Genomic DNA, 14,767 nt, shown 5'->3' with positions numbered 1-14,767 from the left:
TGAGGTGCCATGACAGTGCGGCGGTACCCCGTGGCGATCCTGCTCGCCTTCGTCGCGGCGGCCCTGGTCGTGGTCAACGGGTTCGCCTTCTGGGGCGACACCTTCGCCCTCTGGGTCGACGACGCCATGCAGCTGAGCGCCGGGCTCGCCGGGGTCGTCTGCGGCGTCGTCGTCGCCCGCCGGGTCCGCGGGCACCAGCGCTGGTGGCGGGTCCTGGTCGCGCTCGGCATGGCCGGCTGGTCGCTCGGCCAGTGCGCCTGGTCCTGGTACCAGCTGGTCGACGGCCGCGGGCTGCCGTCGCCGTCGGTGGCCGACATCGGGTACCTCAGCTTCCCGGTGTTCGCGCTCGCCGCGCTCTTCGTCCTCGCGCACGCGCGGGCCCGGCCGGATCGCGAACGCTGGCAGCCCGCCCAGTGGACCGCGCACTTCGGCGTCGCGGTGGTCCTCGACGGGCTCGTCGTCACCGGCTCGCTGTTCATCCTCACCTGGACCGCGGCGCTCGGGCAGGTGGTGCGGGCCACCGGTCCGGACGCGCTGACCTGGGCCGTCGCCATGGCCTACCCGCTGTCGGACCTGGTGGTCGTGGTCGTCGCGGTGCTGCTGGTCGTGTTCGACCGGGTGGACCGCCCCTACCGCACGAACCTGCTGCTGGCCGCCGTCGGGATCGTCGCGCTGGCCTGCTCCGACAGCGTGTTCGCCTACCTGGTCAGCATCGGCGCGGAGAGCATGAAGCCGTGGTCGGACGGCGGGTTCGTGCTCGGCCCGCTGTTCATCGCGTACGCCCTGCTGGTCACGCCGAGTACGCGGCGGCGCGAGGACGCGGGCCAGCCGGTCGGCGTCGACTGGTGGCAGCTGGCCTTGCCGTACGTGCCGGTCACCGCGGTCGCGCTGCTGATCACCGTGCAGGTCCTGGCCGGGGCCGGGCCGGACGGCGTCGAGGTGTTCGTCGGCGTGCTGGTCGTGTTCCTGGTGCTCGCCCGGCAGCTGCTTTCCTTGCTGGACAACCGGTTGCTGCTGCGGCGGGTGTACGAGGGCCAGCAGCAGCTGACCCACCAGGCCTACCACGACCCGCTGACCGGGCTGGCCAACCGCGCGCTGTTCGCCGACCGGCTGGACCGGGCCGTCGAGCAGGGTGCCGACGGCGGGCACCGGCCGCTCGTGCTGATCTTCGTCGACCTGGACGACTTCAAGGAGGTCAACGACCGGTTCGGGCACGCGGGCGGGGACGTCCTGCTGCACGCGGTCGCCCAGCGGCTGCTGAGCTGCGTGCGCGCGGGCGACACCGTCGCGCGCCTGGGCGGCGACGAGTTCGCGATCCTGCTGGAGGGCGAGCTCGACGCCCCGGAGGCCGTCGCCGACCGGATCCAGAGCGCGCTGCGGCGGCCGTTCGCGGTGCACGGCACGCTGGTGCCGGTCCGCGCGAGCATGGGCCTGGTGGTGCCGGACCCGGCCGAACCGCTGGTCACCTCGGACGTGCTGCTGGGTCGCGCGGACACGTCGATGTACGCCGGCAAGCGGCTCGGCAAGGACACCACGGTCGTGTACCACCCGTCGCCGGACGGCCCGCCCGACTTCCCGTCGGCGCTGCGCCGCGCGGACGGTGGCCTCCCGGAGGGCTTCGCCCTGGTGTTCCAGCCGATCGTCCGGCTGGCCGACGAGACGCCGGTGGCGGTGGAGGCGCTGGCCCGGTGGACCTCGCGGGACGGCACGGCGGTGTCCCCCGAGACGTTCGTCCGCGCGGCCGAAGGCGCCGGTCTCGGCGCGGAGCTGGACGCGCTGGTGCTCGACCTGGCCTGCCGCGAGATCACCGCGGCCGGGGTGGACCTCACGGTGCACGTCAACGTGTGCGCGAGCCGGCTCGGCGCCGAGACGCTGGAGCAGAGCGTCGGCGCGAGCCTCGAGCGGTACGGGCTCCCCGCGGAACGGCTGGTCGTCGAGATCACCGAGACCGTGCCGGTGCCGGACCTGGCGGCGGGGGCCGCCGCGATCCGCCGCCTGCAGGACCTCGGCGTCCGGGTGGCGCTCGACGACTTCGGCGCCGGGTACAGCTCGCTGACCGTCCTGCACGCGCTGCCGGTCGACCTGATCAAGCTGGACCGCGCCCTGACGACCGGCGTCCGGCCGGACCGCGACGCGGCACTGTGCCGGTCATTGGTCGGGCTGTGCGCCGACCTCGACGTGGGCGTGGTCGCCGAAGGCATCGAGACGGCCGAGCAGGCCGAACTGGTCATCCGGGCGGGCTGCACCACCGCCCAGGGCTACCGGTTCGGCCACCCGGCCCCGCTCTCCTCGCTGCGGCTGTCGACGCTGTCGGCCGGTCACGCAGCAAAGCCGTGAATGCCACCTTGAGGGACGCTTAGAGCTTGCCTCATGTGGTGAGGCTGGCTCCGAGGGTGACGAAGGCGAGGAAGTGTCCGGCTTTGCGTTCGTAGCGCAGGGTCGGGCGGCGGTATCCGGTGTCGGCCGGCAGTTACTTCTGCGACTGGGCCAGCAGCTGCAGCGCGAGGGCTTTCAGTTCGGGGCTGGCGGTGGCGGCGTTGCCGGAGTCGAAGGGAGGGTGGGGGTCGTATTCGACGGCGAGCTGGACGGCGCGGGCGGTCTCCTCGCCGGCGATCAGGGCGGCGAGGCAGAGCGCGAGGTCGATGCCCGCGGACACGCCGGCGGCCGTGATGACCTTGCCGGTCCGGACGTACCGCTCGGATACGTACTTCACGCCGAACGTGCTCTCCAGGTAGCTGGCCGAGGCCCAGTACGTGGTCGCGCGGTCTCGGAGCAGGCCGGCCGCGCCGAGGATCAGCGCGCCGGTGCAGACCGAGGTGGTCCACGTCGTGTGCCGGTCGATGCGGCGGATCCAGTCGAGCAGGACCGGGTTTTGCATCGCGGCGACCGTCCCACGGTTGCCCGCACCGGGCACCAGCAGCACGTCGAGCCGGTCGATCTCGGCCACCGAACGTTCGGCGAGGACCGAGACCTGGCGGGTGTCGGTGTGGACCGGGCCGCGGTGCTCGGCGATCATCGTCACCGTCGCGCCCGGCAGCCGGGACAGCAGTTCGGCCGGTCCTGTCGGATCCAGGAGGCTGAAGCCGTCGTAGAGCAGGACGCCGATCCGCGGACCCCGGGTCCGGGCGTTCGCCGGGCCGGCCGTGAGGCCCAGCGCCGCGGTCGCCGCCACGCCGGTCAGCGCCGTCCTGCGGGTGGTTTGCGTAGTGATCATGCCTGGGAAGTGTGGGCGGTTCACGTGCCGGACGGGACCGGCATGTCCGGCATCCGGCGAATCGTGTCCCCGCTGAGGCCGTAGTGGTCGAGGAACGCCTCCCGCAACGTCGACGCCGAGGTGAACCCGCAGCGGCGCGCGACCGCGGCCAGCGGTAGGTCGCTGCTCCGTGCGAGGTGCGCGGCAGCCTCGGTCCGCGCGGCCCGCACCGCGCGGGCCGGGGTCCGGCCCAGATGGGTGGCGAACAGCCGGTTCAGATGGCGGGTGGTGATCCCGGCCCGTTGCGCCAGCGCCGGCGGGCTGAGGTCCTCGGCCAGGTGCGCGGCGATGTGGCCGAGCAGGTCGCGCACCAGCCGGTTGGTGGGCGGCGGGGCGGACAGGAACACGCTGATCTGGGCCTGGTCGGCTGGGCGGTGCAGGTAGGTCACCAGCTCGCGGGCGACCTCGCGGGCCAGGGTCGGGCCGTGGTCGTCCTCGATCAGCGCCAGCGTGAGGTCCAGGGCGCTGGTCACGCCGGCCGAGGTGTAGACGTCGCCGTCCCGGATGTAGAGCGGGGCCGCGTCCACCGTCACCGCGGGGAATTTCGCGGCCAGCAGCGCCGCGTACCCCCAGTGCGTGGTGACCCGCCGCTCGTCGAGCAGCCCGGCCGCGGCCAGCACGAACGTGCCCGTGCACACCGAGGCGATCCGCCGGCTGCGCCGGGCGAGCCGGCGCACCTGCGCCAGCAACCGGTCGTTCACGGCCGCCTCGGCCGTTCCGGCCCCGCCGACGACCAGCGTCGTGTCGATCCGCCCGGTCACCGCGGCCAGCCGCCGCGCCCCGGCCAGCACGATCCCCGACGAGCTGCGCGCGGCTTCCCCCGAAACCGTCGCCAGCTCGATCCCGTAGGGAGGTGTGGCGCCGTGGGAATTGGCGATCTCCAGGGCGCCGCTCGGACACGCGACGTCGAGTACCTGCACACCGTCGTATGCCACGATCACCACTCGCCGAACGGCTCCCTTGTCTTCTGCCACAACGGAACCCTACCCAGCAGGAGTGCGCCGAGAGCGTCGAAGACCAACCGCGCAGCCCGGCGTCACCGGTCTCGAGCCTCGTTCCGGTGCCCGGCTCCGGGCCGCGCAACACGGTCACACCTGGCTGCGTCCTGCGTCGACGAATCGAGTCAGCAGGTCCTCGAGCACCTCGAGCTCAGCCTCCGTGAACGGTTCGAACAACTCCCGGCCGGCGGCGCCGCCGGCCCTCGTCGCGGTTTCGAACGCGGCCCGGCCGGCCGCGGTGAGGGTCAGCTCGGAGACGCGTTTGTCCGTCGTGGACCGAGTCCTGTTCAGGTAGCCGACGTTTTCCAGGTCCTCGACGGTGCGGACCATGCCGGCCTTGTCGCTGCCGGTTTCGCGAATCAGGTCCCGCTGCGTCGAGACGCCGTCGCGGTCGAGGAGCAGGAGTACGCCGAAGTGCTTGCTGGTCAGGTTCAGCGGGGCGAGAGCGTCGTTCAAAGCGGCTGCGGCTCGCCGGTGCGACTGGCGCAACAGCAGGCCGGCATCCACACCGTCCTCGCCCCGAGACCGCCCCGCGGCCGAGCAACGCGACTCGCGGCCGCTCAGCCATGAAAGCAGTCATGAAAGCAAGGAGAACCACCATGCCGGTCCGCGTCGTCACCGGACTCGCCCTGCTGTCCACCGGCGTGCTCGCGGGCGCGTTCGGCTACGGCGCCGTCAACGTCCAGACCACGTTCAACGCGGTACCACTCGACGTGCGCCTGACCTTCCACACGACACTCATGCGCATGAACGGCCCGGTGATGCAAACCACCATGGCCCTCGCCATCCTCAGCACGGCCGCGCTGGCCGTGCTGTCCCGCGGCACGGCGCGGTACCTCGCGGGCGTAGCCGGCCTGCTCGCCGTCGCGTCCTTTCTGGTCACCCGGTTCGGCAACGTGCCCATCAACGGCCAGATCAAGGTGTGGGCCGCCACCACGCCACCGCCGGACTACCGCACGATCCTCGACCGGTGGGAGATGTTCAACGTCATCCGAAGCCTGGCCGCGCTCGTCGCGTTCCTCCTCATCATCACACTCGTCGCCCGCGCCATGGAGGCCGGACGTGGCGACCGACACGCAGAAGGAGTCCTGGCGTCGTGAGGAGCCGGCTTCGGACCGCAACGGCAGTCAGGTGGGCGGGTACTCCCGGCGAGATCCAGCAGCGTCGAGCGGCGGTGCCGTGGCAGACACGCCCCCGGGAGAAACCCCGACCAGCCGGCGGCTCACCCCAGGTCCGCCGAGGGTTTCGGAACCTGCGTCCCCATCTCGCCTACCCCGCCAGCGCCCCGAAACCCTCACGCCGAGGCCCCGGCTGCCGACAGCGTCAGCCGTGGGCGCCGGGTGGCAGCACGCCGAAGATCGTCGCGGTCGAGCCCGCGCCGTTGCGGTTGATCGGGCCGCCGGCGAGCACCCAGGCGCCGGTCGTGGGCAGCGCCTCGAGGTTCGCCAGGATCTCCAGGCTGATCCGGTGCCGCCGGTACACCAGTTTGGACACCGTGTAGGTCTCGTCGGTGCCGACGTCGGGGCTGAACGTGTCGGTGCCGGTGCCGCCGCGGCGGCCCAGCCGTCCGGTGTCGATCAGCCACCGCACGGCGGGGATGGAGAACCCCGGCTGGTGCAGCACGCCGTTCGCGTCGGTGTTCGGGTAGGCGGGGGTGCCCCACTTGGCGTCCCAGCCGGTCCACAGCACGACGACGGACTCGGCCGGGATCCGGCCGTGGCGCTTCTCCCACGCCTTGAGGTCGTCGACGGTGACGGCGTAGTCCGGGTTCGCCGCGGCCTTCGCCCGCACGTCGATCTTCACCGCGGGCCGGAACAGGTCCGCCGGCTCCATGTCGTCGGCGAGCGGCTCCCCGGTGTTGAAGTGCCCGGGCGCGCCCCAGTGCGTTCCGGTGTGCTCGCCTTCGCGGACGAATTGCAGGTAGTAGCCGTCGTCGGGGATGGTGGCGATGGTTTCCAGCTCGAAGGCCGGGTCGCCGGGGAAGACGTTGGTCGTGGCGGGGTCGTTGACGTGCGACAGGTTGACCAGCTCCAGCTGGTCGAGCCGCACCGGCGGGGCCACCGGTGCGGCCTGCGCCGTCCGCCCGGACAGCGCGGCGCCGAACACCCCGGCCAGCCCCGCGGCGAGCGCCCTGCGTCTCATCGGCATGCGGGATCACCTTTCACCGGCAGCACCGCCACGTGGCGGCTCGCACGGTCATATCACCCGGGCTCGCTGCCGCCAAGGAGTTGCACGAAGATGGTGGCCATGGACGACGACATCGAAGACAACGCCGACAACGGCATCCTCGACCCCGAGGACACCTTGGACGACCGAGACGAGCTGGCGGAAGGGTATTCCCCGCCGGAACGGGCGCAGGCGACCGAAGGCTGGGGCACCACCGCGCACGAGACGGCGGAGGGCGAGAGCTGGGCGGGCCGGCTCGCCCGCGAGGTCCCCGACCTGGCCGACGACGCCGATGACGACGGACTGGGCGACAGCGAAGACACCGACGGCGAGCTGCGCGACGACGAGGTCGGCGACGCCCGCGCGGGCCGTCTGGTCGCTTCGGGCGAAGGCTCCGGCGAAGACGCCGACGAAGAGCTGTACGCGTCGGACGCCGGCATCGACGGCGGGGCGGCTTCGGCGGAGGAAGCGGCCGTCCACGTGATCGACCCTTCCCGCCGCTGGTGAGGTGACGGAACGGGCCGGCGTTCGAGGGAACCGGACCGCCCCGCCACCACCGGATCGCCAAGGGCCGCCCGGGGCGGCGGCCACGGCAGGGGAAGACGATCCGGCCCGCGGTCGCGGCACCGGGCCACGAACCGCCCCCTCGACGATTCGTGGCGGCACCGGCGACTGAAACCCACCGTGCCGGATCGGCCTTGCGCGGAACTTTCCCGATCCTTTCCGGCCATCAATTACAGTGGGCGGCCGGACGGACACGGGGAGACAGAGGGGCGGACGGCCGGTGCGGTTCAGGCTGCTGGGCGAGCTCGAAGTCCACGTCGGCGGCCGTCCGGTGGAAATCCGCCGCCCGCGCCTGCGGGGATTGCTCGCCGCGCTGCTGACGGACCTGAACAAGGTCGTGCCCGCGGACGTCCTCGCCGAGCGGATCTGGGGCGAGCAGCTGCCGGTCAATCCGCGCAATGCCCTGTACAGCTACGTTTCCCGGCTGCGGACGGCGCTCGGCGAAGCGACGGTCACCCAGCGGTCGGGCGGTTACCTGCTGACGGCGGACGCCGAAGCCGTCGACCTCCACGTCTTCCAGCGGCTCCTCGACGAGGCCGCGGCCACCGGCGACGACGAGAAAGCCGGCCTCCTGGGCCGGGCACTCGGCCTGTGGGACGGCGAGCCGTTCGCCGGCCTCGACACGCCGTGGTTCGCCAGTCTGCGCGAAGCACTCGAAAACCGGCGCTTGGCCGCGCAGCTCGACCTGGCCGACATCAGGCTTCGCGGCGACCGGGCCGGCGAGCTGATCCCCGAGCTGACCGCGCTGGCCGAAGCCCACCCGCTCGACGAACGGCTCCGCGGCCAGCTGATGCTCGCGCTGTCCCGTGCCGGCCGGCAGGGTGCCGCCCTGCGGGAGTACGACCGGATGCGCCGCCTGCTCGCCGAGGAGCTCGGCGCCGATCCCGGTGCGGCACTCCGGCGGGTGCACGAGCGGATCCTGCACGGCGATCCGGGTCGGACAACCACCGCGGCGAGGCCGGTGCCGCAGCAGCTGCCGGCGGCGCCGGCGTCCTTCGTGGGCCGGGCCGAGCTGCTGGCGGCGCTCGACCGGGCCGGGGAAGCGGCGGGCCCGGTGGTGATCTCGGCCATCGGCGGTGCGGGCGGGATCGGGAAGACGTCGCTGGCGTTGCACTGGGCGGCCGGCAAGCTCGCCGCGTTCCCCGACGGGCAGCTGTACGTCAACCTGCGCGGCTTCGACCCGGCCGCCGAGCCGATGCCGGTTTCCGTGGCGGTGCGGGGGTTCCTGCACGCGCTCGGCGTGGACGGCTCCGCCGTGCCGCCGGAGCCCGACGCGCAGCTCGCGCTCTACCGCAGCCTGCTCGCCGGAAAGCGCATGCTGGTCGTGCTCGACAACGCCGCCGGCACGGACCAGGTCGCCCCGCTCCTGCCCGGCAGCCCGACCTGCCGGGTGCTCGTGACCAGCCGTCACCGGCTCGGCGGGCTCGTCGCGGCGCACGGGGCGCGGCCGATCTCCCTGGACGTCCTGTCCGCCCGGGAAGCCCGGGAGCTGCTCGAGCGGCACCTCGGCCGCGACCGGCTCACCGCCGAGGCCGCCACCGTCGACGAGCTGGTCCGGCTCTGCGCCGGGCTCCCCCTGGCGCTGGGGATCGTCGCGGCCCGCGCGGTCACCTCGCCCGAACTGCCGCTGCGGCTGCTGGCCGAGGAGCTGCGGGACCACGCCGCCCGGCTGGACGGGCTCGACACCGGCGAGGCCGGGCTGAGCCTGCGCACGGTGTTTTCGTGGTCCCTGCGCCACCTCGCGAACGACGCTTCGGCGTTGTTCGGCCTGCTGGCCCTGGCGCCCGGACCGGACATCGGCCTGCCCGCCGCGGCGGCGCTGGCCGGCGTCCCGCTCGCCGCGACCCGGAAGGTGCTGCGGGCACTGGAGAACGCGCACCTGGTGACTCGAACGGCCGAGGGCCGGTACCGGATGCACGACCTGGTCCGGCTCTACGCGTGCGAAGAAGCCGAGCGGACGCAGCCGGAAAGCGCTCGCGAGGACGCCCTGCGGCGGGTGACGGACTTCTACCTCCAGACGTCCTGGCACGGCAACCGCGCGCTCGAGCCGTTCGAGACACCGATCCGGATCACACCGCCCCGGACCGGCGTCGAACCGCTGCTGTTCAGCGGCCACGTCGAGGCGCTGCGGTGGTTCACCGAGGAAAGCGCCTGTCTGGCCGCGACCAGCGAACTGGCGACGGCCCGCGGGTGGCTGGCCGAGGTCTGGCAGCTGGCCTGGCTGCTGAACGAGTTCCGGGCCCGCCAAGGCCTGCTGGCGGAGCGCGAAACCGCCGCCCGGCGCGCCCTCGCCGCGGCCGAAGACCTCGGGGACGTACCGGCCCAGCTGCTGGCGCACCGGATCTTCGCCAGCGCCAGCATCTTCGCCGGCCGGGCCGAGGCCGCGCTCGAAAGCCTGCCCAAGGCGCTGGCGCTGGCCGAGGAGTGCGGAGACCGGGTACAGCAGGCGCACCTGCACTACGTGCTCGCCGGCGCGTGGGAGTACCACGCCGAGGACTACCAGGCCGAGCGCGATCAGTGCGAACGCATCCTCGCTCTGGTCGAACCGGCCGACGACCCGCGGCTCTACGTCAAGACGCTCGACATGATCGGGTTCTGCCACTTCCAGTGGGACGACCGGCCGGGCGCCCGCAAGTGGCTGGGCCGCGCGGCCGCCGTGGCCGCGGAGTACCACGACATCGCCGGTGAAGCGCACGCCATCGGCAACCTGGGGTTCGTGGCGCTGCGCGACGGCGAGTGGACCACGGCCATCGACTGCCTGGAGCGGTGCACCGGAGTGCTGCGCGAAATCGGGAACATCCGGCGAAGGGCGTTCTTCCTCGTCGCACTCGGCGACTGCTACCGGGCCGCCGGCCGGCCGGACGACGCTCGCCGGGTGCTCCACGAGGCGCTGGACTTCTACCGGTCGAGCACCGAGGACTCGCACAGCAAGGAGCTCGAAGCGTGCCTGCTCGCACTGGACGATCGTTCACGACCCTGACCTCACGCCGTCGTACTCGCGGACCGCGTCCAGGTACTCCGCGATCGCGTCCCGGTTGCGCAGCAGGCATTCCGCCCGGCGGGTCATCCGGTCGCGCTCCGCCTCCAGGGTCGCGATCATCTCCGGGGTCGCGTCGGGGAAGTAGATCGTCCGCGGCTTGTCGAGGCACGGGAGGATCTGTTTGATGATCCGGGTCGGCAGCCCGGCGTCGAGCAGGCCGCGGACCTGGATCACCCGGTCGACCGACGGCTCGTCGTAGTCGCGGTAGCCGTTCGGGCCGCGGTCGGCGACGATCAGGCCCTGCTCCTCGTAGTACCGGAGCAGCCGGCGGGACGTGCCCGTGCGCTCCGCGAGCTCGCCGATCCGCATGTGCGCCACCTCACGTTCTGCCGAGTGGACCTTCACATCAATGTGAGGGTTCGAGCATAGCGGCATGACGAACCTCCGCACCCGCGCTCTTCCCCTGACCGCCCTGCTCGCCCTGACCACCGCCGCGTTCGTCACCGTGCTCACCGAGGCGCTGCCCGCCGGCGTGCTGCCCGGGATGAGCGCCGGCCTCGGCGTCGGCGAATCCGCGGCCGGCCAGGCCGTGACGGTCTACGCGCTCGGCACCGCGCTCACCGCGATCCCGCTCGCCGCGGCCACCGCGGCCTGGCGCCGCAAACGCTTGCTGCTGACCGGAGTCGCCGGGTTCGCCGTCGCCAACACCGTCACCGCCCTGTCCGCCGACTACGTGCTCACCATGGCCGCCCGGTTCGTCGCCGGGGTGGCCGCGGGCGTCGTCTGGGCCCTGCTGGCGGGCTACGCGCGGCGGCTGGCGCCCGCGCACCTGCAGGGCAAGGCCATCGCGATCGTGATGGCCGGCATCCCGCTGGCCCTGTCGCTGGGCATCCCGGCCGGGACGTTCCTCGGCGGCCTGCTCGGCTGGCGCTCGGCGTTCGGCGTCATGTCGGCCATCGCCGTCGTGCTGCTCGCGTGGATCGCCGCGGCGGTTCCCGGCCGGCCCGGACAGGCCGGCGGCAAGACGCCGGTCCTGCGGACGCTGACCGTCCCCGGAGTCGGGCCCGTGCTGGCCGTGACGCTCGTCTTCGTGCTGGCGCACACCGTGCTCTACACCTACGTCGCCGCCTTCCTCGGCCACGCCGGGATGGGCGGCGCGGTGGACGTCGTCCTGCTCGTGTTCGGCATCGCGTCGATGGCCGGCATCGGGGTCGTCGGCGCCCGGATCGACCGCGCGCTGCGGACGCTGATGGTGCTCAGCACGATCCTGGTCGCGGTGGCCGCGGCGCTGCTGGCGGTCTTCGCGGGCAGCCCGGTGCTGGTCTACGTCGCCGTGGCGCTGTGGGGGCTCGGCTGGGGCGGCGTCCCGACGCTGCTCCAGACGGCGGCCGGGAACGCCGGCGGCGACGCGGCGGACAACGCGCAGGCCATGCTCGTCACGCTGTGGAACGCCGCGATGGCCGCGGGCGGGGTCGCCGGCGGCGTCCTGCTCGACGCCGCCGGGCCGGCGTCCTTCCCCTGGACACTGCTCGTGCTGCTGCTGCCGGTGCTCGCCGTGGTGCTCGGCGCGCGGCGGCACGGATTCCCGGCGCGGTCCTGAACCGTCCTGAGTGGACGAAGGGCCCGGACGCGCTCACGCCCGGGCCCTCCAGCTCGGTTTTTCAGCAGCGGCCCGCGATGGCCCGCAGGAGCTCCGCGTTCGCGGTGTCGCCGGACAGCTCCCAGGCGAACACGCCGCCGAGCCCCTGCGACTTCGCGTAACCGGCCTTGGCCGACGCCGTCTCGGGCGTGTCGTAGCTCCACCACTGCGAGCCGCACTTCGCGTAGGCCGTGCCCGCGATCCGGCCGTTGGCGGGGCACTTGGTCTTGAGGACCTTGTAGTCCTCGACGCCCGCTTCGTAGGTGCCGGGCGCCGGGCCGGTGGCCGTGCCGCCCGGTTGCTTCTGCGTCACGCCGTCCCAGCCACGGCCGTAGAACCCGAGGCCCAGCAACATCTTCGACGACGGCACCCCCTGGTGGCGCAGCTTTTGGATGGCCGCGTCGGCGTAGTAGCCGGCGGTCGGGAGGCCCGGGTAGGCGCGCAGCGGCGAGTGCGGCGCGGTCGGCCCGTTCGGGCTCGCACCGGCGACGAAGTAGTCGTAGGTCATCACGTTGTACCAGTCGAGGTACCGGCTCGCGGCGCCGTACTCGGTGGCGTCGATCTTGCCGCCCTCCGAGCCGTCCGCGGTGATCGCGGCGGTCACCAGCTGGTGCCCGAATTTCGCCCGCAGCGCCTTGACCAGCGCGGTGAACGCCTTCGGCCCGCTGGTGTCGCAGGTGTTGCCGCAGGCGTTCGGGTATTCCCAGTCGACGTCGATGCCGTCGAAGACGCCCGCCCAGCGCGGATCGTTGACCAGGTCGTAGCAGGATTCGGCGAACGCGGCCGGGTTCTTCGCCGCCTCGGTGAACCCGGCCGACCAGGTCCAGCCGCCGAAGGACCAGAGCACCTTGAGCTTCGGGTGCAGCTTCTTGAGTTCGAGGAGCTGGTTGAAGCTGCCGTGCAGCGCCCCGGGCCCGGCGCTGTCGGCGTGGCCGCTGACGCTCGTGGCGGCGTCGTAGGGCATGTCGTGGTCGGCCCACGGGTCACCGACCGCGCACCCGCCGCCCGTCACGTTGCCGAACGCGTAGTTGAGGTGGGTCAGCTTCGCGGCCGACCCGGACGTCTCGATGTCCTTGACGTGGTAGCCGCGGGCGTAGACGTCCCAGTCGGCGAAGTAGGCCATCACCTTGCCCGGGGCCTGTCCGGCGTCCGCGGGTGGCGCGACGACGGAGGCACCGGCCAGCGCGAGCGCGGCGACGGCAAGGCCTTTTCTCATGCGGAGCACGGGATTCTTCCCTTCGGCGAGCCGGCCGGGCAAACAGAGGCTAACAGGTCCAGACCACTGCGGACCAGAGCAAAACGGTGGGGTCAACGGGTTTCCCGATGGCCCGGCAGCCGGGTCCGGATTCACGGCGTGCGATGATCGGCCGATGACCGAGTTCGGCTGCGCCCGCTGCTCCGGCGAAGACGCCCTGACCGCGCTGGCGTTCTGCACGACCCGGCTGACCAAGACCCATCGTCTGGTCGAGCGGTCGCACTTCAGCGTCTCGCTGCGCCGGTGCCCGGCGTGCGGCCAGTCGTTCGCCGCGATCTTCACCGAGTTCGTCGACCGGAACGGCGGCGAGGACGCGCAGTACTTCGACTTCGTCCCGCTCACCACCGCCGAGGTGACCACGTTGGCCGCGCAGGGCTCCCGGATCGACCTCGCCGAGCTGGGCGCGCTGGGCAGCGTCCGGCGGCGGCTCTCGTCGAGCTGGCCGACCGGCGCGGAGAAGGAGATCGCCTGGCGGACGGATGCGCTTTCGGTGCGCGAGGGTCACTGACCGGCCAGGCGGAGGATCGCCGCGGCGGAGCGGTCGACGTCGGCCTCCGTCGTCGACCAGTTGGACACCGAGATCCGCAGGTACCGGCGGCCGCGCCAGGTCGTGCCGCCGAGCCAGCACGTGCCGTCGTCCTGGACCTTCCGGATGATCGCGTCGGTGTCGTCGCCGAAGGAGACCAGGACCTGGTTGAGGACGACGTCGTTGGCGATCTCGGCGCCACCTTCGGCAAGGGCCAGCGCGAAGCGGCGCGCCAGCCGGCAGCAGCGGTCGACGAGCTCGGCGACGCCGTCGCGGCCCAGTTCGCGCAACGCCGCCCAGACCGCGAAGCCGCGGGCGCGGCGCGAGGACTCCAAGGTCAGGTCGCCCATGCCGGACACCTCCCCGGCGCCGGTGAGGTAGGCCGCCCGGTAGGCGATCGCCGCGGCGTGGACGTCCGGGCGCGCGCAGAAGACGAACCCCGAGTCGTACGGCACGTTCAGCCACTTGTGCCCGTCGCAGGCCCAGGAGTCCGCCAGCTCGACGCCGTCGAGCAGCGCGGCCGTGGCCGGGTTGGCCGCGGCCCACAGCCCGAAGGCGCCGTCGACGTGCACCCAGCCACCGTGGCGGTGCGCGAGCTCGCACCCGGCACGCAGGTCGTCGCACGCGCCGGTGTTCACGTTCCCCGCCTGCAGGCAGACGATCAACGGCCCGGTCCCCGCAGCGCACACCCGCGCGAGGTCTTCGACGTCGATCGCGCCTTGCGGGCCGGCGGCCACCGGCTCGACGGCGCGGGTGCCGAAGCCCAGCAGGCGCAGCGCCCGGTCGATCGTCGCGTGCCGCTCATCGCTCGCGACGACGCGGACGCGCGGGGCGCCGGTGAGCCCGTCGCGTTCGGCGTCCCAGCCCGCTTCGGCGAGCACGTGGTGCCGGGCCGCGGCGAGCCCGGCGGTGTTCGCCGCCTGCCCGCCGGTGACGAACCCGGTGGACGCGCCCGCCGGAAGGCCGAGCAGCTCCTTCAGCCAGGCGCCGGCGACGTCTTCGGCGGCCGCCGCGGCCGGCGAAAGGACGGCGTTGAAGCCGTTCTGGTCCCAGCCGGCGGCAAGAACATCAGCGGCAGTGGCGGCCGGCAGCGCGCCGCCGACGACGAAGCCGAAGAACCGCGGCCCGGCGGTGGCGACCAGCCCCGGTTCGGCGGCGCGGGCGAGGTGTTCGAGCACTTCGGACGGCGGGCTCGGGTCCTTCGGGAGCGGGCCACCGAAGCCGGCCCGCAGCGCGACGGGATCGACGGCACCGGCGACGGGCCGGTCCGCCAGACCGGCGCGGTGCTCCGCGGCGAGGTAGGCGGCGCGGGCCAAGAGTGCGTGCATCTCGTCCACGGGCCGACTCTAGGCCGGGTTCGGTGATCGAGCGGCGGAATTCGGGCCC

General features: G+C 73.0%; 13 protein-coding genes. 6 read left to right on the top strand and 7 right to left on the bottom strand.

Annotation, left to right across the window (positions count from 1 at the left end):
• The first annotated feature begins 9 nt into the window (after positions 1 to 9).
• Entirely contained in the window at positions 10 to 2,337 is a 2,328-nt protein-coding gene (locus AB0M80_RS07200; protein ID WP_364560092.1) for an EAL domain-containing protein, read from the top strand.
• Between the two features lie 133 nt (positions 2,338 to 2,470).
• On the opposite strand, the gene AB0M80_RS07195 is transcribed toward AB0M80_RS07200, so the two are convergent.
• The 3 genes from AB0M80_RS07195 to AB0M80_RS07185 all read right to left on the bottom strand — a co-directional run bounded on the left by AB0M80_RS07195 (position 2,471) and on the right by AB0M80_RS07185 (position 4,707).
• A complete protein-coding gene (locus AB0M80_RS07195; protein ID WP_364560089.1) occupies positions 2,471 to 3,214 on the bottom strand; it encodes a DJ-1/PfpI family protein in 744 nt (247 codons plus the stop codon).
• 20 nt (positions 3,215 to 3,234) lie between these two features.
• Entirely contained in the window at positions 3,235 to 4,197 is a 963-nt protein-coding gene (locus tag AB0M80_RS07190; protein WP_364560087.1) for a DJ-1/PfpI family protein, read from the bottom strand.
• A gap of 144 nt (positions 4,198 to 4,341) precedes the next feature.
• The gene (locus AB0M80_RS07185; RefSeq protein WP_364560084.1) at positions 4,342 to 4,707 is read right to left on the bottom strand and encodes a MarR family transcriptional regulator; all 366 of its coding nucleotides are present in this window, start codon (positions 4,705 to 4,707) and stop codon (positions 4,342 to 4,344) included.
• Between the two features lie 143 nt (positions 4,708 to 4,850).
• Here AB0M80_RS07185 and AB0M80_RS07180 point away from each other — a divergent pair, with 143 nt between their 5' ends.
• Positions 4,851 to 5,351: a DUF1772 domain-containing protein gene (locus tag AB0M80_RS07180; protein ID WP_364560081.1), complete on the top strand. Its 501-nt coding sequence runs from the start codon at positions 4,851 to 4,853 to the stop codon at positions 5,349 to 5,351.
• Between the two features lie 223 nt (positions 5,352 to 5,574).
• Here the strand turns inward: AB0M80_RS07180 and AB0M80_RS07175 are convergent, their stop codons facing one another.
• Positions 5,575 to 6,399 carry a cyclase family protein gene (locus AB0M80_RS07175; protein ID WP_364560078.1) on the bottom strand — a complete coding sequence of 275 codons (825 nt, stop codon included), beginning with the start codon at positions 6,397 to 6,399 and terminating at the stop codon, positions 5,575 to 5,577.
• A 99-nt stretch (positions 6,400 to 6,498) separates the two neighbouring features.
• On the opposite strand from AB0M80_RS07175, the gene AB0M80_RS07170 reads away from it, so the two are divergent.
• Positions 6,499 to 6,924 (top strand): DUF5709 domain-containing protein, encoded by a 426-nt coding sequence (locus AB0M80_RS07170; protein ID WP_364560075.1) that lies wholly within the window; start codon positions 6,499 to 6,501, stop codon positions 6,922 to 6,924.
• Positions 6,925 to 7,201: 277 nt separating this feature from the next.
• Positions 7,202 to 9,961, top strand: coding sequence for a BTAD domain-containing putative transcriptional regulator (locus AB0M80_RS07165; protein ID WP_364560072.1), 2,760 nt, complete (start codon positions 7,202 to 7,204; stop codon positions 9,959 to 9,961).
• On the opposite strand, the gene AB0M80_RS07160 is transcribed toward AB0M80_RS07165, so the two are convergent.
• The gene (locus AB0M80_RS07160; protein ID WP_364560070.1) at positions 9,950 to 10,330 is read right to left on the bottom strand and encodes a MerR family transcriptional regulator; all 381 of its coding nucleotides are present in this window, start codon (positions 10,328 to 10,330) and stop codon (positions 9,950 to 9,952) included. The genes AB0M80_RS07165 and AB0M80_RS07160 overlap by 12 nt on opposite strands.
• 64 nt (positions 10,331 to 10,394) lie before the next feature.
• On the opposite strand from AB0M80_RS07160, the gene AB0M80_RS07155 reads away from it, so the two are divergent.
• Positions 10,395 to 11,561 (top strand): MFS transporter, encoded by a 1,167-nt coding sequence (locus AB0M80_RS07155; RefSeq protein WP_364560068.1) that lies wholly within the window; start codon positions 10,395 to 10,397, stop codon positions 11,559 to 11,561.
• A gap of 61 nt (positions 11,562 to 11,622) precedes the next feature.
• Here AB0M80_RS07155 and AB0M80_RS07150 read toward each other — a convergent pair whose 3' ends face one another.
• On the bottom strand, positions 11,623 to 12,816 hold the full coding sequence (locus tag AB0M80_RS07150) for a glycoside hydrolase family 18 protein (RefSeq protein WP_364560065.1): 1,194 nt from the start codon (positions 12,814 to 12,816) through the stop codon (positions 11,623 to 11,625).
• A 154-nt stretch (positions 12,817 to 12,970) separates the two neighbouring features.
• Between AB0M80_RS07150 and AB0M80_RS07145 the strand changes: the two genes are divergently transcribed.
• Positions 12,971 to 13,363, top strand: coding sequence for a hypothetical protein (locus AB0M80_RS07145; RefSeq protein ID WP_364560062.1), 393 nt, complete (start codon positions 12,971 to 12,973; stop codon positions 13,361 to 13,363).
• Here the strand turns inward: AB0M80_RS07145 and AB0M80_RS07140 are convergent.
• The gene (locus AB0M80_RS07140) at positions 13,357 to 14,709 is read right to left on the bottom strand and encodes a pyridoxal-dependent decarboxylase (protein WP_364560381.1); all 1,353 of its coding nucleotides are present in this window, start codon (positions 14,707 to 14,709) and stop codon (positions 13,357 to 13,359) included. The genes AB0M80_RS07145 and AB0M80_RS07140 overlap by 7 nt on opposite strands.
• Positions 14,710 to 14,767: the final 58 nt, after the last annotated feature.

The sequence above is a fragment of the Amycolatopsis sp. NPDC051045 genome, from assembly GCF_040682955.1.
GTDB lineage: Bacteria > Actinomycetota > Actinomycetes > Mycobacteriales > Pseudonocardiaceae > Amycolatopsis.
This window is presented reverse-complemented; position numbering and strand designations above follow the sequence as displayed.